Consider the following 24,653-nt stretch of genomic DNA (forward strand, 5'->3'; position numbering starts at 1 on the left):
CAAAAAGGCTTCGATTTTAACATTCATCGAGTACGTTTTGCAGAATGCGCGCGAACTCTTTATCATTGGGCGGGGTGAATAAATTCAGGTGGTCGCCCGGCACTTCGTGGACTGTAACACCGTTTAATGCGAACGGTTTCCAGCCCATAAACTCGAAATCTGCCTTGTACGCAATCTGCTTTTTCGCCCGAAATAAAGTAACCTTTACTTCCTGCGGTTTGAGTTTATAATTGCGGGCGGCAATAATATTCGATTCGTTCACTTTGTAGTAATTACCGTGAAATACTTTCATGTAATCTTCATTGTAACGAATCCGGCGGTACAGCTGATTAACCTTGCGTTTCAGCGATTCGGTTTTCTCTTTAATGGTTTCCTGAGGATACTTTAGCAATAAGGTAAAAATAAACAATCGCTCTTTTAATAAAGTCGCCGACTCGTTCCACAAACGTTTCAGGAACGGATCATAGAAATTGGATTGATCGGCGTATGAATCGAACATCGCCAGTATTTTTACTTCTTTACCCCGCGCCTTTAACTGCCGACTCATTTCAAAGGCAATCGTGCCGCCGAACGAATACCCTGCCAGCGCATACGGCCCATCCGGGTTCTTGGCCATGATTGCATCGATGTAATAAGCCGCGATGGCTTCGATGCTCTCCAGCGGTTCGTCATCGCTGTTGATGCCCCTGGCCTGCAAGCCATACACCGGCTGCTCGGGGTGCATGTTAATGGCCAGCGTGTTGAACAGCAAGACGTGCAAACCGGCCCCGTGGACGATATAAAGCGGTATTTTGGACCCCTGCGGTTTGATCGGAACCAGCGAGTCCCAGCTCACCGACCGACCGTTCATGTGCAGCGTTGACGCCAGTTTCTCGACGGTCGGGTATTCAAACAGCATCGACAGCGGTAGTCGCTTGCCGGTTTTTTTCTCCAGCCGGGTCATCACCTGCACGGCAATCAGCGAGTGGCCGCCCAATTCGAAGAAGTTGTCGAGCACGCTGATTTTTTCCAGCCGCAAACACTCCATCCAGATATCGGCCACCATTTTTTCCACATCCGTCCGGGGGGCCATAAAACCGTTGCGGCTTTCCAGGCCATCCAGCATCGGATCCGGCAGGGCCTTTTTGTCGATTTTCCCGCTGGGCGTCAGCGGTAGTTTCGCCATGACGACGAAGTTGTTCGGAACCATGTAGTCCGGCAGGTGTTGCCGGATCTGATCCTTCCAGGCCTGCAGCTGTTCCTGCGGCACCACCAGGTTATGCTTGAACGGATTCCGGGCAAAGCTGTTCAGCGACGCGTTTTCCAGCTCAATGGACGCGGGCCGGGCCGGTATCTGGTGCTTGCGTTCGTTGGGAATAAACACCACATCCAGCCGGTTGTCGGAGCCATCGCTCGCCCAGCGGACGTGGGTAGTAAACCGGTGTTTCTGCCCAACCGACCACAGCGTTGCAGGGTCAACGCTGGCCGGAACCGACGCCATCTTCTGTTTGGCATTGACCAGCAACTCCGTGTCACTCATGCCGTTGATCACTTCAAACAGGGTGTAATCCTCGGCCGTCCGGCTGTTGAAAACATTGCGGAGCTGTAAAACCGCCTGCGGGTTTTCCGCCAGATTTTTCTCCAGCCGTTCGGTCGTATACGCCGGGTTCCAGTCTACCACGGCATCCGCCGTGGCGGTTTCGGGCGCACTCCCGACAAACAGCCAGATGTCGTAGTGGTGTTTGGTCGTTTCATTCAGGAATTTCCCTTCGCGCAGTTGAATATCAACGGCGGCAATGGCGGGAATGCTTTCCGGCAAGAGATAAAAATAAGCCGGATCAGCCATGAATTCGTCTTCGATAAACACCCGCCGATCGATGATTTTCCTGAAGTCGGCCACCGTGCTGTCGGCCGACGAGCGGGGAAACTGATCGAACGTGTGGTGCATCCGCAGCGTCCCTTTGCCCTGCATGTCGCCGATAAAAACACAGCCCCCCGGTGCGACTTTCTGAACGGCTTCTTCAATCACCCGTTGCAGGTAATTCATATCCGGAAAATACTGGGCCACACTGTGAATCAGCACCATATCCAGCGAAGCCGCCGGAACCGTACTAAAATCGTCGGCATTGGCAACGGCGGTTTTGACATTTCGCCATTTGGTGGTGTCAAGCGCCAGTTTTTCGCGCAGGTTTTCAATGGCCGTTGGCGAGTAGTCCGTACCGATGTAGAGCGTCGATTCGGGAGCCAGTTCAAACAGCAATTGCCCCGCTCCGCAGCCGACTTCCATGATCCGTTTGGGGCCGAGTGCCTTGATCCGGCGGATGGATTGCTGCACCCAGTCGTCGATTTCTTCCTTGACGTCTTTCTTCCCACTCAACTGCTCGGCAATCGCCAGTTCCAGCACCTGTTCCGACGAGTTCTGCCCTTTGTCGTGGTCAACGCCCACGTTGTAGATCATGTCCCAGCGCTCCTGCCAGCTCGGCGCTTTGTCGTTCGTGGCAACGGCCTCGGGCACCACATACGCCACCAGCACCTGATCGCCCGAACGGGTTTCGTGGGCAATCACCGCCGTTTCCTTCACCTCTTTGATCGTCCCGATCACGTTCTCGATTTCGCCGAGTTCGATCCGGTGGCCCCGGATTTTGACCTGGTGGTCGATGCGGCCCAGGCACTGGATTTCGCCGGTTTCCAGGAATTTACCCAGGTCGCCCGTGCGGTACATCGTGCTTTTCCCCGACGTGTCGAACGGGTTTTTCAAAAACCGCTCTTCCGTCAGTTCGGGGCGGTTTATGTACCCACGCGCCACGCCATCACCGGCAATGTAAATTTCGCCCACGGTACCCACCGAAACCGGCTTCAGGAATTCGTCCAGAATATAGACCTGTGTATTGTGAATCGGGCGGCCAACCGTGATGGTTTCGCCCTTGTTGATTTTCTTGATGGTCGACCAGACGGTGGTTTCCGTCGGACCATAGACGTTCCAGACCTCGGCGCACTGGGTCGTCAGTTTATCCGCCAGATCGATTGAAAGGGCTTCGCCCCCGGTCAGGGCCTTGATCGGCAGTGGTTTGTCCCAACCGGCATCGAGCAGCATCCGCCAGGTCGAAGGCGTTGCCTGGAGGATGCTCACCTTACCGTTCTTGACCAGGTCGAGTAACTCCCGGCCATCGCGGGCCACCGTCAGATCAACCAGCAAAACCGTTGCCCCGGTCATCAAGGGCAGAAACAGTTCCAGCTCTGCGATGTCGAACGAGATCGTGGTGACGGCCAGCAGAACATCGTCCTTGCTGATTCCCGGCGCGACCTGCATACTGCACAGGAAATTGACCAGGTTATGGTGTTCGATCATCACCCCTTTCGGCTTGCCCGTGGAACCGGACGTATAGAGCACATACGCCAGATCATCGCCCGCAACCCCGGTATCCGGGGCGGTTGTCGGATTCATTCTGGCTTCGGCCCAGGCGTCCTCAATCAAAAGTTCGGTAGCCTGGCTTTTCAGCCGTCCCTGGTATTTTTCGGAAGTTACCAGCGTTCGGGCCAACGAATCGGTCAGCATGAAAGTGACCCGTTCCCGGGGGTAAGCCGGGTCTAACGGCAGGTACGCGGCCCCGGCTTTCAAAACCGCCAGCATCGTCAACAGCATATCCGGCGTACGGTCAAGCGAAATACCCACAATATCGCCTTTGCGGACGCCGTTCCGGATCAGGGAATGAGCTAGCTGATTGGCGGTTTCATTCAAGGTCTGGTAATTTATTTCCTGCCTCCCAAACCGAACCGCTGTTTTGGTGGGGTATTGAGCTGCGGTTTGCGCAATCAATTCGGGTAAGGGTATGGCAGACGGAAAGACGGCCTGGGTATTGTTCCACTCGACCAACTGCGCACCCAGTCGATTCTCCGACAGCAATTCAATCTCGCTTATACTAATGGAAGGATTAGCCACAACGGTTTTCAAAAGATTCATAAAGTCTGCCATCATTTGATCAATAGTCTCCGCTTTGAACAATTGTTCATTATAGGCCCATTCTAAAGTCAGGGATTTTTCGGTTCCGGTGGCATTAAAGAAGATTTCGAAATTTTCGTATTTCTTGGGGTGGCTAATCAATTCATGCGTAAGTCCAGCAAACTGAACCCCATCGTTCATGCCCATATCGATATTGAAAACAACCGGAACCAGGGGCAACCGCGACGCATCGCGCGGAATGTTAATCTTTCTGACCAGGTCGCTAAACGTCAGTCGCTGATGCTCATACGCATCAAAAACTGATTGACGGCAGACTTTCAGGAAGTCGGCGAATTTGAGTTCGGTTTCGAGATGGCTCCGCAGGGGCAAGAGGTTCACACAATTGCCGACCAGGCGGTTGTTACCCGTTACGGATTGACCGGCAGCCGGTAATCCAATCACAATATCCTCCTGACCCGACAGACGGTGCATCAGCACTTCAAAGCTGGCCAGCAAGGTAGTCACAAAGCTGCAACCGGCTTTCAAACCCATTTTTTTGATGGCCTGCACAAATTCGCTGTCCATCGGATAATCCAGCCGTTTGCTGGCAAACGTCCGAGTGGCCGGGCGCGGAAAATCGGTGGGAAGGTCAAAAACCGGGACGTTGTCCTTGTACAGATTAACCCAGAATTGTTCAATTTTCTGATACTCCGCACTGGCCGAAAAGGCAAGCTGTTCTTCCGCGTAACGGGCAAACGATGGCGCTTCCGGTAACGTTACCGGCATGCCCTGCGCATACGCCGAATACAGGGCGCTCAGGTCCAGCAGCATGGCGCCCATCGACCAGCCGTCGCGGGTGCTGTGGTGGGTCGTCAGGATCAGCCGGTGTTCCTGATCGGCCAGTTTAAACAAGGCCGCCCGAAACAGGGGTCCGTTCAGCAGATTGAATACGTACAGGCTCTCCTGTTGCAGGTAATCCGTAATCCGGGTGTCTTTCTCTTCAGCGGTTTGACCGGTAATATCCTGATAAACAATAGCAATAGTTAATTCCTTATAAATACAGAGATGTTCTCCGTTGGCGCTAAATACCAGCCGGAGTGATTCGTGCCGGCTGACCAGCGTCTGGATGGCTCGTTCCATCGCAGCCCGGTCGAACGGCCCTTTAAACAGCAGCGAGGTTAACAGATTGTACGAGCGGGTAGCGTTTTCGCCACCGAGCTGGCAGGCGGTCCAGATTTCCTTCTGCGGCTCCGTCGACGGTGCTACGCGCGCGATTTCGGGCCCGGCAAAGGGATCAAACTCAACGGGTGTCACGTTGGGGATAGGTATCGATGCAATCATATAAATAGTAGGATAGGATGCTTTTCGATCAGGTTTTAATCTGTAGATATTTCCCGGGCTGGGCCGGGTCGGCAACAAACCAGGCCGGATTGCCTTCTTTATCTCGGCCCAGCCGGGCATCCGGTACGGGCGGCTCATTCAGCGCGTAAACCGGGTGCGCTTGGGGGGCACTAGTTGTGGGATTTGATTTAAAAATATCCGCTTCGATCATTTCCCGGATGCTCTCGTAAAAGAGTTCGATGACGCGGTCAACTTCGGCGTCCGTATGGGCTTCGGTGATGAAGCACGGAAAGCCGTCCCAGATGTGGATGCCTTTTTCGCGCATCAGCACAAAAATCAGTTCACTGTACGGAATCTCTTCTTTCGGTTTGATTTTCCAGAGCGAGCCAAACTGAGCCACATACAGCGGAATCTGATGCCGCTCAAACTCGGCGTTCAGAGCCGTAGCAATCCGCTCGGCTTTGCGGGTCAGCCCTTTTTGCAGTTCCGGTCCGGCTTCTTTCAGGTGCAGCAGCGACGCTTTTGCCGTGGCCAGCGCCAGCGGGTGCCGAACAAACGTCCCGGCAAAATAGGTCACGCCTTTTTCCGGCACCGACGTGTCGCCGTACTGCCAGAAACCGCCGTCGAGCACGTCCATGTAGTCGCGTTTACCCGCAATGATTCCGATGGGAATGCCGCCCCCGACGACTTTTCCGTACGAAGCCAGGTCGGCCTTGATGCCAAACATGGCCTGCGTACCGCCGGGATGCATCCGAAAACCGGTAATGACTTCGTCGAAAATCAGGGCGGTTCCCGCGGCTTCCGTGATTTTTCGCACTTCTTTCAGAAACTCGACCGGCACAAATTCGGGTCGGCGGCTTTGCACCGGTTCGACCAGCACGGCGGCCAGTTCATGCGCCCGTTCTCTGATGATTCTCAGGCTTTCGTCGGTGCCATAATCCAGAATCAGCATGTTCTGCACGGCTTCCGGCATGATCCCCGGCGCGGCCGGAAACGACTTCAGTTTTTTCGTTCCCCGAACAATTACCTCATCGACAATGCCGTGGTAGGAACCCGTAAAGGCAACGATCAGCGACCGGCCCGTCACGGTGCGGGCAATCCGGATGGCACCCAGCACGGCTTCGGAACCCGTACTGCACAAAGCCGCCCGGTCAAAACCGGTGAAGTTACAGATCAGGCGGCATACTTCCCCGGCCAGTTCGTGTTGCGGCCCGATTTCAAACCCGTTTTCGATCTGGTTATACAGCGCCTGCTTCACAAAATCGGGCTGGTAGCCGAACATATTCGACCCAAACCCATTGAGCATGTCGATGTACTCGTTCCCGTCGACGTCCCAGAGCCGGCTGCCTTTGGATTTATTGATGACAATGGAATAAACCAGTTCTTTGGTCAGCGGCCGGAACCCCGAAACCACGCGCGGGTCGGCCATGTACGACCGGTGTTGCTGCGTATAGTTTTTACTACCGCCGGTTTTCTGGTTGTACCGCCGGGTCAGTTGTTCCAGAAAGGCTTTTTGCTTCGGGTTCAGCTCGGTCACCTGCCGTTCGATGCGGGCGCTGGCCCCAAACGGTTTTTTGATTTCGACTTCCTCCTCCGCCGTTAAATCCGGTGTTTTGATCGCAACGGCTTTGCCGTTGAGACTCGCCGGAGCCATCGCCGGCAGGGTGGTCGACTGGGGTACCAGCACCTGTCCGCCCTGCATTAAGGCGATCTGCCGGGCCAGAATCTGCACCTGCTGGGCCATCAGTTCCAGCACCGAACTTCCATTGGCAGAAGCCGCTACCGGATCTTGATTGGGTACCGGCGGTGCCACCACGGGCTGCGGAGTTGCCAGCTGGGCGATGGGCTGCGCAACCGGTTTTGGTTCGTACGCTCCGGCGGGCAGGTTGGTATCCAGAAAGGCAACCAGCGCGTCGATGGTGGCATACTCTTCGTTCAATTGCCGGAATGTAATCGGCAAACCGAATTCCTTTTTCAACGTCAACGATACCTGAGTCAGCAGGAGCGAATCGAGCCCCATTTCCAGGAAACTCATATCAGTCGTCACGCCTTCCATTTCAACGCCGGATGCCTCTTCCAGCATCTGGCTTACTTTTTGGAGCAAGACATCTTTTCTCATAATTTCAGGATGGATGAGGTATCCGACAGAATTGTCGGGAGATGGTTCGGGTAGAACGGTGGTCCCTGACGGATCTGCCCACTGCGGAACCGGGATCACGGGATCAACCCAGTACCGTTTGCGATCAAATGCATAGGTTGGCAGGGCCACTTTGACGCGGGGCTGATGAACATACAGGGCCTCCCAGTCCGGTTCCACACCACTCAGCCAGACTTGACCCAGGGCTCGCAACACGGCTTCGTACTCGGTCGGGGCACCTTTTTTGTCGAGGCTGGTCACCACGCTGACCGGGCGGAAACCCGCCTGTTGCCGCACGAACGTGGTGGTAGCATTGCCGGGTCCGACCTCGACGAACAAGGGTTGATTTAGATTAATTATTGACTCAAGAGCGTCAGAAAACCGGACCGTCAGCCGCAAATGGCGCGCCCAGTAGTTCGCATCGGTGGCCTGTGCATCCGTCAGTAAAACGCCCGTAACGGTCGACACGACCGGTTTTTGGGGGGCTTGCAAAACCACCTGATCGACGACCTTTTTGAAGTCGGCCACCACGGGTTCCATCATTACCGAGTGAAACGCGTGGCTCGTAACCAGCACCCGGTTGGGAATTCCCTGCGCGTCCAGAACCGTCGCGAAGGCGGCAATATCTTCATCGTGGCCGGCCACTACGCACAATTTCTGGCTATTGATGGCCGCAATCGATAAGGGTTCGGGCATCAGCGCCCCCACTTTTTCCGCTTCCAGCCGCACCGACAGCATACTGCCCCGCGGCAGTTCACTCACCAGTTGCCCCCGAACCGAAATCAGCTTCAACGCATCGGCCAGCGTAAAGACGCCCGCCAGGTGCGCGGCCACAAACTCGCCGATGCTGTGGCCACAGAGCAGGGTCGGTTCAACGCCCCAGCTCATCCAGAGTTGGGCCAGCGCGTATTCCGTCACAAATAGGGCGGGTTGTGTAAACCGGGTATTCTTTAAGGTTTCCTCCGCTTTCCGGCTGGCCTCGTCCGGGTACATAATATGCCGGATATCGGTTTTCAGATAGGCCTTCAGCAGTTCGGCGCAGGCATTCACGGCCTGCCGGTAAATGGGTTCGTTCTCGTACAGGTCCCGGCCCATGTTCAGGTACTGCGCGCCCTGACCGGGAAACAGAAAGACCACTTCGCCGGGCACATCTTTAATTGATTTGACTTCCGTGGAAGCGCCGTTACCGGCCCGCAGCTTTTCGATCAGGTCCTCACCCGAAGTCGCAACGGTAAACCGCCGGTGGCCGAAAGCCGCCCGGGTAGTCTGGAGGGTATAGGCAACGTCGGCCACATCCTGTTGCGGATGCTGCTGCAGGTGATCGGCCAGCAACGCGCCGTAGGCATCCCGACTTGAAACCGATTTGGCCGACCACGTAATCAAGCGCGGTAACGGGTTTGTCTCGGGTGCAATCGCTTTTTCTTCCTGCCCAGAAACATACTCTTCCAGTACCACGTGCACATTGGTCCCTCCCACCCCGAACGAACTAACCCCCGCCCGGCGCAGATCGGCGGCCGGTTGCCACTCCTGGAACGTCGTATTGACGTAAAAAGGACTCGTGCTGAAATCAATAGCCGGATTCGGGGCCGTATAATGAATGGACGCCGGAAGCTGACGGTAATGAAGCGACAACACGGTTTTGATGAAACCGGCTACGCCAGCCGCCGTGGTCAAATGCCCCATGTTGCTCTTGATGGAACCGATCGCGCAAAACGGCTGCGTCCCCTGTTCGCCGAACGCCATTTTCAGACCTTCGATCTCGATGGGATCCCCAATCGGCGTTGCGGTTCCGTGCGCTTCTACGTAACTGATGGTCGACGGATCGACCTGCGCGTCCTGCAGGGCCATCGCAATCGCGCCGGCCTGCCCTTCGGCATTGGGAGCCGTAAAACTGCCTTTTCCGCCCCCGTCATTGTTGACACCAACCCCTTTGATGACTGCATAAATGGTATCGCCATCGCGCCGGGCGGCTTCCAGTCCTTTGAGCAGGACAATCCCGGCCCCATCGCTGAAAACCGTCCCCTGCGCATCGGCGCTGAACGGTCGGCAATGGCCGTCGTTGCTCAGCATGGCCCCCTCCTGATAGAGATAACCGCTGTTGATCGGCTGGGCAATGGCCACCCCACCCGCCAGCGCCATATCGCACTGACCATTCCGGATGCTGTCAACCGCCTGGACAATGGCCAGCAACGACGTCGAGCAGGCCGACTGCACATTAACAGCCGGTCCCCGCAGGTTGAGCGAATAAGCAACCCGGCTGGCAACGTAATCTTTCTCGTTGGCCGTCATGACCTGAAAAGCACCCACCCGTTCCACCCGTTCCGTATGGGGCAGTACATTCGTGTAGTAGTAGGTGTTATTCCGGCACCCCCCGAAAACCCCGATCGAACCCGCATACTGCTGCGGATTATAGCCTGCGCCTTCCAGCGCTTCCCAAGCAATTTCCAGAAAAACGCGGTGTTGCGGATCCATCAACTCCGCCAGCCGGGGATTAATCCCGAAGAACAGCGGGTCGAATTCGTCGGCGTGGTTGATCACGCCCCGGGCCTTGACGTAATCGGGATCGTTCCGCAAACCGGGCGGAATGGACCGGTCCAGTTCTTCTTCGGTAAAGAAATGTGTGGTTTCCCGCCCATTTTTCAACAGCTCCCAAAGCGCCGGAATGGAGTCGGCACCCGGGAATCGACCCGCCATACCAACAACCGCAATCGCCGGTGTTTCCACCGCGTCTTTCGTACGGGCGGTTTTGGGTTTTGGATCTCTTCCTAGCCACGCAGCCAGCCCGTTGATTGTCGGCTGCTGGTACAGCTTCGTAACGGGGATTGCGTAACCAAATCGCCTTTTCAGGAGGGTGACCGTCGAAATCGCCAGGAGCGAATTACCGCCCAGTTCAAAGAAGTTATCTTCGATCCCTACCTTATCCAACTGCAATAATTCGGCCCAGACGGTTTCTATATTTTTCTCCGTTTGTGAACGGGGAGCGACGTATAATTTCGACAAAGAACCGCGTTTAACGTCCGGTTTTACCAACGCTTTTTTATCGACCTTCCCGTTGGCCGTTACGGGTAAAGCCGCCAGTTGAACCAGCAGCGAAGGCAGCATATACTCGGGCAGCTTATCGGACAGATAATTTCGGATAAGAGCGGTATCGATTTCTTTGCGGGTGACGACGTAGGCAACCAGCCGCAGCCCCGTATTCCGGTCATCCTGCGCAACGACAACGCATTGATCAACCGCTTCGTGGCTTCCCAAAACCACTTCCACCTCGCTCAACTCAACGCGGTGCCCGCGAATTTTGACCTGGTCATCCAAGCGACCAATGAATTCGATCGTACCGTCGGCCCGGTATTTCCCCGAATCGCCGGTTTTATACAAACGGCTGCCCGGTATGGTGCTGCACGGGTCGGCCATAAATTTCTCCAACGTGAGCGGCTCGTTATGGAGGTACCCCCGCGCAACACCGGCCCCACCAATGCAAATTTCTCCCGCAATTCCCGTCGGAACCGGTTTGCCTTTTTCGTTCAGAATATAGACCTGCGTATTGGCAATCGGCGTTCCGATGGGCACCGGTACGTCCGGATTTAAGTCTGCGGTAACCCGGTACTGGATGGAACTGATGGTGGTTTCCGTCGGCCCGTATTTGTTGTAGAACCGCACGAACGGGCGCCACGCCCTTGCCAGTTCGGGCGGGCAGGTTTCCCCCGCCGAAATAACCCGTTTCAGGTTTTCATACGCGCCCGCCGGAATATACCGCAGTAAGCTGGGCGTGGTGTGCAGGTGCGTGATCTGCTGTTCGGTCAGCGTCCGGATTACTGCATCCGGATTAAACAGGGATTCTTTCCGAATCAGAACCAGCCGGGCACCGTTGCACAGCGCCAGAAAGATCTGCTCGACGGAGGGGTCAAAGGCGTAATTGCTCGTCTGGAGAATCGCATCCGTTTCATCAATGGCAAATTCCATCGACTGGTTCCGGATAAAATTCGTCAGGTTGCGGTGTTCGATCAGCACCCCTTTGGGCCGCCCGGTCGATCCGGATGTATAGATGACGTAGGCCAGGTTATCGGGCGCTGCGTTATCCGCAACTCCTTCGTTTAATTCCTGCGCAATGGTTTCCCAATCGCGGTTTAAACAGACCAGGTCGAGCCCGTGGCTGCAATCAGTCACAATTTTTGTTGTCTGGGCGTCTACAACCGCCATCGGGCTGTTTAGATCGGCCAGCATGTATCTGATGCGCTCGGCCGGATATTCCGGATCAATGGGAACATAGGCACCGCCGGTTTTTAGTATGCCTAAAATGCCCACAATCATTTCAACGGAACGATATACGCAAATAGGAACAAGGACCTCCGCCTTTGCGCCTTTCTTCCGCAAATAAGCCGCTAGCTGATTGGATTTCTCGTCCAACTGCTGGTAACTAAGCTGCTGATTTTCAAAAACTAAAGCCGTACGACCCGGATATTTCCGAACCTGTTCTTCGAACCAGTTCAAAACGGTTTTATCCGTCATAGCAGGCACAGAATTACTGTCGTATATAGCTTCCATAATGGACTTATCTCCCGTATTTAAACGATGACTAATCGAGAAAAAAAGTTGCTGATAAAGCTTACCGCTATACGTTTTTAAAAGGGCAAACCAGCAAGTTAATAGCTTACGTTGAGGTAAAAACTGAGCTGCCTGAGCTATCAAAAATGAGTCTCTTCTGTTTCGTTAGTGCCCAGCATACCGGGGCAACCGTACCGTAGACCGGCTCATTTTCCTGTTGTCTGCCAATAGTTGAGTTATTCACAAAGAAGGTTTTGCCAGACGACACCTAAATATAGGACCATCCACTAAATATATTCCTAAATTACTGTAAGTATATCTACTTAATTTAGTAAATGGCATAAAAACAGCCCGACCGGGCGCTGGATCGATTCCTTCAGAAGCTACATTTCCGGCATCAATAGGCTTTAATCGACTGCTCATAGGCTGGAGCCGTCTGATAAATACCTTTCAAAACCGTTCTGTTTATTTCCCTGAAGAGCGCAGCCAGCACCACATTCCGGTCATACTGCTGTACAAAATCAAAGGCATTTTGCTCAAAATGCCGGAATTGCTCCTTGTTTAGCAGGTATTGCTCCAGCTGGGTTTTCATCTGATCGAGGTCATCGATTTCGGCCGACATCCCGATCTGGTTATCGGTCACCACTTTATAAATTTCCGATTCCTTACCGGCTGAAACAAAAATCAATTTCTTTTTGGCCATGATTCCCAGCAACTTGGATGGAAAATAAGCATCGCCGGAGTCTCTTTTCTGCGAAAGAAACACGATACTGGCATCACACAGGAAGCTGTAATAATCGTCCTGCCCCAGAAAATCAATGAAATGCAGATTCGTGATCGCTTTGGATTCCGCGTAGGATTTCAGCTTCGTCCGGTCGCCCCCCGACCCAATGATGAGGAACACGACATCATCACGGTGCTTAAATTTTTCACTTAAATCAACCAGGGATTGCAGACTCTGTTTTACCCCCACATTTCCGGCATAACCGACAATTACTTTCCCATTATACTGGGGGAATTTCCGGAGAAAATTTCCTTCAACGCCCTGTTTACTGGCGTCCTGAACGTTTATCCAGTTGGGCCATAAATACACTTTATCTTCTAAAGCTCCTTTTTGCTTAATGAGATGTATCATGGCCGTCGATATTGAGGTCACCATATCGGCTTTCCGGTAACTATATCGCTCCGCTTTATCCATCACTTTAAACAGCGGTGATTTACCGATCATCCCTAACGATTGGGCCGCATCCAGCTGGAGGTCCTGCACATTAATAATCAATTTTGCTTTCCAGAATTTTTGAAAAAAAACCCCGATCAACCCCAGGTTGATCGGGGTGGTAAAAAGCACAATAACATCCTGCTTACCGGCGCGAAAGAAATTGAGGAAAACAAAAATCAGGAAGCTGATTTCCTGGAGAATGCGGGTGATGGACGTCACTTTTTCAGGCACATACAAATACCCCCGTAAGACTTTAATTCCCTTATAAAAATCCGTTCGGAACAACTTGCGCTTGTCCTCCGGTCTTTTCGTCCAGGTTGGGTACCACGAAAAACCGGTAACAACCGTAACGTCATGGCCTTGTTCCGAAGCATACGTGGCGAAGTCTGTTGCATACAGGGAAATGCCACTATGGTCGGGCGCAAATGTCATACTACTTACCAGTACTTTCATGGGGTTTGGCTTCTTGTTGCTTTAGACTCTTGTTACTTAAAAGATTGATTGATCCATCGATTGACCATCCACACGACGGCCATGCCGCCCAGGGCTCCGGCAGCCCCCCAGACAATATCACCCCAGTCGAAATGCCGCTTCGGAAGCGCTAACTGCCCGATTTCGGCAAGGGCCACGATGACGATCAGCCCCAGCCACGTGACAGCCCATTGAGGGCCCGTATACTTTCTGGAAACGAGCCACATTCCGCTGAACAGGCCGAGGAACACCAGCGGCACGGCGGTTCGCAGGTTCATGTTGTCGTCCGCGTCGGTCCAGTAGGCCAGCCGGGCGGGCAGAAAACCGTACGTGCCAATGTGTGGATTCGGTAACCAACTGAAATAAAAAACAAGCGCAATGAAAATCAGGATAAGGAGGTTCAACAGTTTACTTCGCACGAGGATTGGGTTAAGGGATCAGGCTAGCGCCGACGGTTTCCGGTTTTAGGTCAGGATGCCGGACGGTTCCTGATCGGTGGGGGTTTTGAGGGCCTTTTTCTCCTGGGCTTCCATTTCGCGTATTTTACAGTACATCTGGGTGAAATAGGACATTTTCAAAATCGCAAAAGCAAGCCCCCGGCTTCCGTCGCGAAAACCGCCCATCAGAAAGAAACTGCCCAGGAAATAAACCGGTCCCAGCCAGGGCGTCCGCATCAGACCGTATTTGATTTTCTGCATCCACGTCCAGTTACGGGCGGTTTCAGCATCGGCCGTGGCTTTCAAAAACCGGGCGGCCTCCCAACTCGAATAGTCGTTATGCTTGGTGATGTAATACGACACGCCCCGGAAATCCTGATGGTCGATCTTGCTCCGGATCATGCCTACCGGGCCGTTCAGCACCGGATGTTCATGGATTTCCATATCGAGCTGGCTCCACTGGTCTTCGTCGATCCTTTCGTATTCGCCCGCGCCGACCTGAAACAGCGCCAGCTTGTGCAGAAAATAACCGCCCTTGTTTTCCTTGCCGAGAAAGTAAACCGTAAACCGGAGCCAGTACCCCACGTTTCCATCAGTCGCCTGCAATTTCTGCCGGAGTTCCGCTTTGAAAGCGGGCGTCAGAAACTCATCAGCATCCAGAAACAGCACCCACCTGGTTTTCGGCGTATGATTCCGCAGATACCAGTTTCGCTTCTTCGGAAATTTACCATCCCAGACAAAATCTACTACGTCTGCGCCGTAGGCCCGCGCAATTTCCGGCGTCCGGTCGGTGCTGCCCGAATCGATGATAACAATCTGTTTGGCCAGCTCTGGGCCAATGGCTTCCAGGCAGGTCGGCAGGTTTTTTTCTTCATTCCGAACGGGGATTGCAATCGTTAAATCAAGCGGCATGGGCATTTTTCTAGCAATTAGCGTACGGTTTTCCGCGACAACCGATCAGCGCGCGGGATTTCCTTTGACCGTCGTGTGGGGCGGCACATTTCTGGTGACCACACTACAGGCTCCGACGATCGCGTGCGTTCCAATCACGACGCCGGGCATTACGAAGGCCCTGGCGCCAATAAAAGCGTGGGCTTCGATGGTAATGGGTATGGTAATCAGATTTTTAGCGGGTCGATCAAAAGCGTGCGTGCCCGTACAGAGGTACACTTCCTGGGCTACGGTCGCGTGTGCCCCGATCTCGATTTTGCCCAGCGAATAGGCATTGGCGCGGTCGCCCAGGCAGGCCCGGTCGTGCAGAATCAGGTTCCAGGGCATCTGAATGCGGGCGCGCTGGTGCACAAAAGGGACGCCATAAATCGTAGCCCCGAATAGTCGGAGCCAGAACAGACGCCAGCGGTTCGCCGGTTTTGGCGTCCAGGCGCAGAACAACGTCCAGACGTACTCCCAAATGAGTAACTTCACGCGATCGCTGGCCGACCAAGGGCTGGCATACGGGTCGGCCTGCTTATGCGTGTACGGGTTCGTTAGCATTATACTGGGAAGTTTGGCCGACAATGCCTTGAAATTCCTTTAAAAAGCGGGTGGCGATGTGCTGAATGGAATGGGTCTTACGGACCTTCAGTGCGTTTTCCGCCAGTTGTTGCCGAAGTTCATCCTCCTCCTGGATCCGGCTGATCAACCCGGCCAGTTGCTGTACCGCGTCTGGCGAACAATGATCAAACAGTAACCCGTTCTCACCCGGCGTTATAAAATCCTGAAAACAGGCAACTTTTGAAACGATGGGAACACACCCCCAGGCCATCGCTTCCAGCGGAGCCAGTCCAAACGTTTCACCCCGATCAGCCAGCGAGGGATAAACAAAAACAGCGGCATCGGTATAAAACTTGTTCAGCGCATCAATATCATAAATCGGGCCGACGAAATCGATGGCCGCATCGCCCGCCAACTGCTTTAACGAATCGAAATAGGCTTTCCCTCCGCCCCCGACGGCAACGTCCCAGGGGCCTACCAGTTGCAGCCGGTAACGCTGATCGGTTTGCCTGAAGGCTTTGATCAATACATCCAGCCCCTTTTCGGGGTGAATTCGACCCGCATACAGAATAACCGGTTTTTTCTGCTGATAATCAACCGATTCCGACGGAGTAAAGGGCAGCGGGCTTGGAATGACCACCACCTTGTCATGCAGGTGCGCCGGCGTCTCCCGTCGAATGGCCTCGGCAACGGGCGTGGACGTGGCCCGCAGCCGTGCAATGGATTGGTACCACCGCATTTGCCCTTTGGGCATCCGCTCAACATCCACCAAACACACCCGCCGGTTTTTGCCGGACAACAGGATGGGCGCCCAGAAGGTATTGCTGATGACGACATCGAAGCCGGTTGGCATGGCGTTGCGCACCTTCAGGGTATACATCAAATCGCACAGCTTAAGCAGCAGACCTGATTTGGGGGTATCGAACCCGCTTATCCGAATATGCGAAACAAGGTCAATAACTTCTGACCGGGGTAAGCCATCCACCTTTCGGGAGAAATGGACCACTTCATGGCCCCGCCGCGCAAACTCTTTCCCCAATGAAAACCACATTTTTTCAACGGCTCCGCCCCTGATGGCCGGAACCGGCAGAAAAGCACCCTGTATGATGGCAATCCGCATGATCAGTTTGTCGTAACGACGGATTTGTTTCGATTTAAAACCGTTACTATTTTTTCGGACGCCCGCAAAACCGTAAAGTGGTTCTCGAAGGCGCCGACAGCTTGCTGCGCCATTTGCGCTTTTTGCGAAGCAGTCAGGGTTGTCCATTGTTTGAGGGAGGTATAAATTCCCTCCTCCGAATCCGGCCCGATGAGTCCGGCTCCGGCCCGCTCGATTTCCCACCAGATGTTCACCTGATCGGAAATCAAAACCGGTTTGCCGCAGGCCAGGGCTTCCACCACCGCAATCCCGAAATTCTCCTGATGACTCGGCAGCACAAAAGCCGCACTTTGGTAGAAGGCCCCCCACTTGGCGTCCCCGCTCAGCATACCCGGAAACCGGATATCGTTGTCGCCCCCGGCCAGTTGTACCACACGCTGCCCGAAGGGAGTATCCAGCCCGGGGCCAGCCACCACCAGTTTAGGTAATTTTACACCCTCTTTTTTGAGTCGGCGATACGCTTTGACCAGCAAATCGACGCCTTTTTTAACGTGAAGTCGGCTCAGAAATAAGAGAAAGCCGTCTGGTAAACCGGGGCATTTTTCCCGGAAAGCCTCCCCCATGGCCGCTGTAAACGCCGGAGGTGTTTCGACGCCGAGCCCAACCACATTTTCCGACCGGGGTGCGTACGGCTTGAAGGGTAGCTTCGCCAGTTTTTTTTCGGTTTCAGACGTAAAAAGAACCCCATCGGTATGGTTGATGATGTTCCGTTCGGTAGCTTTCCAGAAAAACCAGTTTCGCAACGCTTTCAGCCGACGGCCAGCCACCTGCTGAAACCAGGGATCGAGCATTCCGTGGGGCATGACATACAGCGCCGGTCTGCCGGTTTTGAGCGAGCGCCAGACCTGATACACGGCATGCGTGTGAAAATGCCAGAGCCCGTGAACCAGGACGGCATCATACTCCGCCAGCTGGCTGTTCAGCCACGGCAAAAACCGGGGTGCATACTGCCAGGGAGTTCTGGCCGGCCCCAGGGCATAAATCGGAAACGTCAGCTCCTGCAGGTAAGTAGCCTGCGGATCATCCAGACACACGACCTCGTTCATGACCGAATGCTCGGCCAGGCCCTTGATCACGGTTCGAAGCGCCTGGCTGGTGCCACCAATTTGCGGATCTAAACCCGATATAACGTGCAGAAGTCGCATAGAATAAACAGAGATTGCCTACACAAACCAGCAGACAACCTTACTAATCTCGAAGTTGAGAACGAAAACCGGCAAGTCGACAACTTTGGAAGAAAGGATAGCGGTTTTCAGATTACGAAACATACTGACTCAAAACCGTCGTATATATCTTTTCAATACGGGCGGTGGTTTTCTCCGAATCATACCGTTTTATCGTCTCAAAACCTTCATCAATAAACGCCTGCCTTTGCTCCGCCGATTCTGCTAGTATTTTTTCAATGGCCTGGGCACCCTCGGTTACCCATTGCGGTTTTCCGGCCTCGCTTTGTGGCATACGGCTGATAAAGGCAGCCGCTTTTCCGGCCACTTCCGTCATTGGCGCTTCCCCGGTGGTCAGGACCCGACAGCCACAGGCCATGGCCTCGGCAATCGGCCAGCCAAACCCTTCTGCCAGCGAGGGAAATAAAAAAAGCAAAGCGCCCCGGTACGCGTGGAGCAGCAGCTGATCATCAACGTCGGTCAGGAAATGAATATCGTTTTTAAACACAGATTTTTCGACCAGTTGCAGACTATCATCCGACGGTTTCGGCCCGATCAATACAAGGGGCAGGTTGCGACGGTACTGCTGACGCCAGGCATCATAAATCCGGATAACGCCTTTGCGGTTTTTATACCAGTCGTTCCCACCAACGTGCAGTAGATAACCGCCCGACAAATCGACGGCTATTTTTTCGCCCAGAATAGCCCGGGACCGTTGCGAATCGCCCGGTTTAAAAATGGAATTTACGCCGTTATAAACCACTTCGGAACAGGCCGGAACCGTGTTTAAAAACTGGTGAAGATCCGCCTGCGTTTTCATCGAAATCGAAATAAAGTTCCGCCCCTGGCGATAGCCCTGCCGGATATAAGCCTGGTAACGTTTACCGGTCCAGCTCGTGGGATTTTCTGAAATTTCGCCCAGCGCCGAGCGTTGCGCCAGAAAATCATGGCAATGAATAACGTGCGGCCGGCTGGCAACCAAAGGCACCCAGGGCCCCAGCGCCTGGTCGGCAAAAACAAACAGGGTGTTTGCCGAACACCGTTTCAACTGCTTCCGAACACGCCACGGAAACAGAATAAACTGGTCCATATACCCCAGCCACTTTTTGCAAAACGGCGGGGCGTCAAGCGAATAAAAGGTCGGTTTGGGTGACCAGAATTCCACCGTATGTCCCAACCTTTTCATTCCGTCCGACAGCATGCGGGCAAATCGCGGCATGCTTTGGGAAGAACTGTATTCGGGATGGGTAAAAATGACAATGTGCATACGCAATCTATACGGGAATTGCCCTTAAGCGACGCTGAACTTCTCCATAAGCGCCGTTGCCGTTGACAGAATCGAATAATTTTCCAGCACTTTTCGGGGCCAGACAAAATTTCGGGCAAAGGTCGATAAACTATAAATCGCGCGGGCTAAATCCGTTGGATCGCCTTCTTTAAAGACCCGAAACCGCTCCAATGATCGGAAATCAACATGACAGCCAACGGCATCACTCACCACAACGCCACACCCCGCCTGCATCGCTTCGTTGGCCACCAACCCCCAGGTTTCGCCCATCCGGCGCGAAGGCAAAACCAGAATATCCATCGCTAAATAATGAGCCGCTAACTGCGATTGATTGGCAAATCCGGCGAAGCAGGTCCGTACCTTAAACTGTTCCAGCGCCCGCTGCGCTTCCAGTTTTAACGCCGGCTCAAGCTCACCGCTGCCCAGAAAATACAGCCACGTTCTTGCGCGCAGCTCTTCGGGCAAATCCGCCAGCATTTTATACAGGATTCCGGGGTTTTTCTTCTGAATCAATTTTCCCGAAAACCCAATCACAAAGTCCGTATCCGAAATCCCGACACTCGCCCGCGATGCGTCCCGGAGTCTTTTTTTCTCATCAGCCGGCATCCGTTCAAACCGGTCAACGGTCCCGTAAAAAGCCGGAAATAATTTTTCGGCCGGAACCCCGTGCTTTAGATAATGCCGGCGATTGAGCTCGCCGATGTAATAAATCCGGGCAAACTTCCGGTAGGTAACTTTATACATCAACGCCCGAACGGTTGCTTTACTGCGGGACCGTACCACCGCTTCGTCCTGCGTTTCGCAGCGCAGCCAGAGCGGAATTCCCCGGCGGTTGGCTTCAAGATAAGCCATCAGATCGTAGCGATAATTCAGTCCGGTTAATAGAATAGCCTCCGGTTTGAACGCATCGATAAGTTTCCCAACCCCCTTACCGGTTAAAGACGCCCAGCCCGAAAGCGGAGTGCCTTTTTCGCAGTTTAAGACGGTGTAGCCATACCCTTCCAGCATCGGCTCATCCCAGGCAAACGATTGACCAAATTCCGTATCCAGATAGCCCCGAACAGAGCAGTCAGATGCGTATACCACGTGAATATCACCCGGTTGGAGACGGGCTATTGTCTGCCAGATCGGAACGCGATACTGAACGGGATGAGAATCAAAAACCAGAAGCTTAACGGACATACTTACGGTAACATGAAATCTTTACAATGGCGGCTCAACCCGGTTTTCAGGTCGTTTGAAAGACGGTTTCCAGAATGGTCTGACAGGTGTTTTCATTTCCTACCCCGAGTGCTCTCACCCGTTTCATGCCGGCGATTCGAATGGTTTCCCGCAACGTATCATTCGCCAGTAATTCCTTGCAGATCCGGGCGCATTCCACCGCATCGGACCAGAAAACCGCTTCAACTCCTTCCTGATACAGTTGCCGATGCTCGGAGGTGCGCTCGGCGCAAAACAGACCACCGGCATAGGGTACTTCGAGCGAACGTTGGGTGTGCAAATCGCGGTTACCTTTTGAGAGCATTCCAATGCATATTTTGGTACCCTGGATCGCGGCTACGTATTCCCGCCCGCCTAATCCGCCCCCCCGAACGTAGGGTTTTAACTTGTTCCAGTTGGGCGATTTCTGCCAGCGACCTCCCCAGATACTAACCGGTACGCCCTGTTCAATCAAGCGCAGCAGGAACTCGTCCCGTTTCTCGTGCCGCATCCACGTACCAATAAAAGCGACTTCCGAGCGAAACTGGTCCGGAATATCCCGCAGATCGGCATACGGTTTATGGGCTTCCTCGTCATAACTCCGGTAGACAAGCAACACTTTATTCGCGCCCAGTTCACGGCATTCCTTTTCGGTTTCCGGTCTGACCACCACTACCAAATCATATAAAGGCAGGGCTTTTAACAACGATTTAAACCGGCCACCATCCCGCTTACCGGTCGGGTCATCCACGTTGTATAAAATGACGGGGACGCCCAGCGTTTTCAATTTCTGCAAACACCGTTTCCCCATTAATTCTCCGCTATCAACCCAAACCAGATCGAACGCAGCCTCCCGTTCCAGCAGCGTCGAAAGCCAGTTTTCGATCGTTTTTTGCAATAGAAAATAACCGGTCCGGTAGTGCACTTTTCCCCACACAAAATCTTCCAGTTGCTTTTTACAGGCCTCATGCGGATTCTGAACCGAGACGGTATACCCCAACCGTTTCAAGGCCGATATCCGATGGGCTGAGGTGGAAAATGGATTGCTATCGCCGATATATAAAATCCTCATAGAAAGCGTTTAAAAAAGCTCATCTTGCTCGTAGCAAAAAGAAGAACCCAGTAGAGGAGAAGCATTTGAATCCAGCCCCTGATGAAAAACGCGAATACGTTCATCACACTTTCCGAAAAGTTTGACACCGAGAAAAGTGTAAAAAAGAAAGTGATTTCGATGAGTCCGGCTAAGCTTAAATACGTGTAGGTGACACCATTGGCGGTATACGTATGCACAAAAAGATCAACCAGAAAGAAAAATGGTAAAACGCCAAGGCCAAGCGCTAATAAATACCACCAGCCAAACGTGGCCATGCCTGTGCCCGCAAAATGCCCGGTACGAAACCCTCCCAGGGCAAATTGCCCCCCCGACCGGTGATACAAAAAATCACCGTACGAGAACGTATTAAGGGTTTGCTTATCCACTTTAATGTGCAGGAAGGATAAAAAGGGCGTTGGGAGGGTGCTCAGAAATTTATCGATCGAATACTGCACCATGCCCTTATCTATCTTTCCCAATTTATACGCCAGTTCAAGGCTGGCATCGTTGTATTTTAAATTACAGAAGCGCGACAGAAATATATTATCGAAATACGTTTCGTCCCAGTCGTATTTTTCCACCACATTCAAGGTAGCCCGGTAGCGTTGAATGGCTTTCGTATCCTGAAACGTTTGCAACGTTCTTTGCATCAGTTCCGAACTGGAAAGATGGGCTCTTTGCCCCCGAACGATCACCATGGCTGTCCCCAGATTGGATAATGGTCCCGTAATGATCCAGAGGCCCAAAACCGCGATGATCAAATTCTTTGAATTGATAATTTTATAATCAAATTTCCCCAGTAAAAGACCGAGCAGATAGGCAATGCCAACGGCCGTAATTCCGGTCATAAAGAGCCCCCGGCTATTCCCCGCAACGCCAATCAGGAGCAATACAAAACCAAACAGCAGCACTTTCACCGTCGGCTTCTTTAGCAATTGCCCGCTGGCCGGAACGTATAGCGGTTTTAATAATAAAAAAAAGGGCGCGTAGGCATACGGCATTATTCCCTCCAGCACCTTGGCGAATGTACTGCCTTCCCCGATGTTCGATGCATACCGGTTTACACTGATAAACGTAGCGACCATCCCGGCTAAGCCGAAGAGCCCGATGAGCCAGATCTGGTAATCAGCCGGGGGCGTAAAAAAACGGTTTTGCCTTAAAAAACCGGTCATTTTCGTATAAATACGGCTCCCAAAACTGCTACGAAACGCTTTATATAATTGATGAGCCGTTAAGAAAACCAGTAACGCAAGGACGGAATGAATAAATACGCTGTAGGGAAATTTCAGGTTAAAAACCAGCGGTTTTCCCTCCAGCAAAGTGAACAACAAGGGTAAACAATATTGCGTTAGCGAATACCCCAAAATGATCATTGACGAAAAGGTATACCGGGCTAAATTTTCTTTATTCAGGATGAGGTTATCGACCAATCGCCAGGCACCAATTACGCACACCACGGCGAACAGATTCTCCGGAGAATAAAAGAATAATAATTGCGCAGCAGCGGCCACAAAAATCACCCTCCATATCCAGAGCTTAAACAATGTTAAGAAAATACTGTTCGGCACAAACCCCAGCATGTTTATTCTTCGTCGCGGCTTAGGCGGTTTTAGTAATCACCGTAAAACGTTTCACCAGGGAATTAATTTTTTCAGTGGCTATGTAGGGCATGTTGCGATAATATCTGATCGCATTCCAGAGCAAAGCCGAAATTGTCAGTGCAAATGACTCCCATTTTAGCATCGGCATATAAACCATAATAAGAATACCGGCAAAGGTGATTAAAACGGAAAGCAGTGCGATTCTAAAAACTTTTACCGGCCAGACAAGCCCGCTTCTTGGCAGCCAGGTACTGGCAAAACTGATAAAACCAAAGGCCGCTACAATTTCGGCAATAAGCAACGCAATTCCGGCCCCCAAAAGTCCCAGATAAGGAATCGTTATTGCCATCACAACAATGACAATAAGTGCCGATATAACGGACAATATAATTTGTTTCTTTAGTTGGTTATTACCGACAATGACCGCCATAGCCGGCTGCGCCAGGGCAAAAAACAAAACGCCAATGGACAAGGTTGCGAACAATGGGTTACTAAACTCAATTTGACCTTTTGTCCAGATGGCAAAAAAGTAGGGGGCAATGATTTGCAGAATGACAACCCCCGGCGACAAAATGCACAGCAAAACCAGCCAGACGGTCCCGAACGAAGCCTCCATTTTATCCTGATCTCGTTCCTGCAAAAACCGCATCAATTCGGGTAGCAGGGGGTGCGTAATCGTCAACAACCCCTGTTGTGATACGTTTGCCACTGTGCGTGTGGTGGAGAATGTCGTTAATCCTTTAACACCCAGGAACGGTAAAATAATGAGCCGGATACCCTGCTGCCGGAAGTTTTCCAAAAAATAACGGGCTGATAACCCAAAGGAAGTAATGTAACAATTAAAACCTTCTTTTATCGAATACCGATCGGCGGTAATACCAACTTTAGTCAGCAGTTTTTTAATATCGATAAATTGAATCAATAAGAATAGAGACGAGGCAATAAGAATGCCAATGTTCGCATCCAGAAGTCCTCCGCCTGCCATCACAATTCCTACGGAAACCATTGAATTTACGATCGAAAGCAAGACGTTCCACCAGCCCATGCGTGGAAAATAGCCAAATGCACTTAATGAGCGAGAAAGCAGACCGTTGATGTTAGCCATTATCCACACAATCCATTGAATCATCAACGACCACCGGGTTTCATACAGTAAGCGCGGACTTTCAATATCGCCATCTTTTAACAACACCCCGATATTGAAATAAAAACTTGCGCCAAAGAGTAAAACCGTTTCGATGACGCTAATGATCAATACTACGGCAATACCCGACCATAATAAGTAGCTAATCTGATGTTTATTCGGTATGCCCAATTTTAAAAACTCATATTCCAGAAAATCGGTATAGCCACGATCTAAGGTATTTAGTGCGTTTAATAAAGCCTGAATGGCAATCCAGATCCCGTAGACTTTTAAATCCCAATACGTCAGAAAAATGGGCACCAGGGCGATCTGCGTCAGCAGCGTTACGCCAATGCCTGCCCATGATGCTGCGGTACCGGATAGTAATCGTTTTGTTGTTGACATGTTTGTACGCTACCTGAAAGTTTACTTTTCGTAGCGGCTGATTGTAGGACGGCATTCCGAG

At 52.5% G+C, this 24,653-nt stretch carries 13 protein-coding genes; all 13 read right to left on the reverse strand.

The window, feature by feature from the left end; genetic code table 11:
* Positions 1-16 precede the first annotated feature (16 nt).
* Positions 17-5,260, reverse strand: a complete 5,244-nt coding sequence (locus ACFPMF_RS24600; RefSeq protein WP_379850132.1) for an amino acid adenylation domain-containing protein — start codon at positions 5,258-5,260, stop codon at positions 17-19.
* A gap of 28 nt (positions 5,261-5,288) precedes the next feature.
* Positions 5,289-11,903, reverse strand: a complete 6,615-nt coding sequence (locus tag ACFPMF_RS24605; protein WP_379850134.1) for an amino acid adenylation domain-containing protein — start codon at positions 11,901-11,903, stop codon at positions 5,289-5,291.
* Between the two features lie 433 nt (positions 11,904-12,336).
* The gene (locus ACFPMF_RS24610; RefSeq protein ID WP_379850136.1) at positions 12,337-13,611 is read right to left on the reverse strand and encodes a glycosyltransferase family 4 protein; all 1,275 of its coding nucleotides are present in this window, start codon (positions 13,609-13,611) and stop codon (positions 12,337-12,339) included.
* Positions 13,612-13,643: 32 nt separating this feature from the next.
* Positions 13,644-14,048, reverse strand: a complete 405-nt coding sequence (locus tag ACFPMF_RS24615; protein WP_379850138.1) for a hypothetical protein — start codon at positions 14,046-14,048, stop codon at positions 13,644-13,646.
* Between the two features lie 45 nt (positions 14,049-14,093).
* A complete protein-coding gene (locus tag ACFPMF_RS24620) occupies positions 14,094-14,984 on the reverse strand; it encodes a glycosyltransferase family 2 protein (RefSeq protein WP_379850140.1) in 891 nt (296 codons plus the stop codon).
* Positions 14,985-15,023: 39 nt separating this feature from the next.
* Positions 15,024-15,560 (reverse strand): DapH/DapD/GlmU-related protein, encoded by a 537-nt coding sequence (locus tag ACFPMF_RS24625; RefSeq protein WP_379850142.1) that lies wholly within the window; start codon positions 15,558-15,560, stop codon positions 15,024-15,026.
* Positions 15,535-16,680 (reverse strand): glycosyltransferase family 4 protein, encoded by a 1,146-nt coding sequence (locus ACFPMF_RS24630; RefSeq protein ID WP_379850145.1) that lies wholly within the window; start codon positions 16,678-16,680, stop codon positions 15,535-15,537. Before ACFPMF_RS24630 ends, ACFPMF_RS24625 begins: the two co-directional genes overlap by 26 nt.
* A 2-nt stretch (positions 16,681-16,682) precedes the next feature.
* Entirely contained in the window at positions 16,683-17,864 is a 1,182-nt protein-coding gene (locus tag ACFPMF_RS24635; RefSeq protein ID WP_379850147.1) for a glycosyltransferase, read from the reverse strand.
* Between the two features lie 112 nt (positions 17,865-17,976).
* Positions 17,977-19,149 (reverse strand): glycosyltransferase, encoded by a 1,173-nt coding sequence (locus tag ACFPMF_RS24640; protein WP_379850149.1) that lies wholly within the window; start codon positions 19,147-19,149, stop codon positions 17,977-17,979.
* A gap of 24 nt (positions 19,150-19,173) precedes the next feature.
* On the reverse strand, positions 19,174-20,352 hold the full coding sequence (locus tag ACFPMF_RS24645; protein WP_379850151.1) for a glycosyltransferase family 4 protein: 1,179 nt from the start codon (positions 20,350-20,352) through the stop codon (positions 19,174-19,176).
* A 46-nt stretch (positions 20,353-20,398) separates the two neighbouring features.
* Positions 20,399-21,442: a CgeB family protein gene (locus tag ACFPMF_RS24650; RefSeq protein WP_379850153.1), complete on the reverse strand. Its 1,044-nt coding sequence runs from the start codon at positions 21,440-21,442 to the stop codon at positions 20,399-20,401.
* On the reverse strand, positions 21,439-22,635 hold the full coding sequence (locus tag ACFPMF_RS24655) for a hypothetical protein (protein ID WP_379850155.1): 1,197 nt from the start codon (positions 22,633-22,635) through the stop codon (positions 21,439-21,441). The genes ACFPMF_RS24650 and ACFPMF_RS24655 overlap by 4 nt, the downstream gene beginning before the upstream one ends.
* Positions 22,636-23,062: 427 nt before the next feature.
* Positions 23,063-24,592, reverse strand: coding sequence for a lipopolysaccharide biosynthesis protein (locus tag ACFPMF_RS24660; protein ID WP_379850157.1), 1,530 nt, complete (start codon positions 24,590-24,592; stop codon positions 23,063-23,065).
* Between the last annotated feature and the right edge of the window lie 61 nt (positions 24,593-24,653).

Source organism: Larkinella bovis, from assembly GCF_042655385.1.
In the GTDB taxonomy this organism is placed as follows: domain Bacteria; phylum Bacteroidota; class Bacteroidia; order Cytophagales; family Spirosomataceae; genus Larkinella; species Larkinella bovis.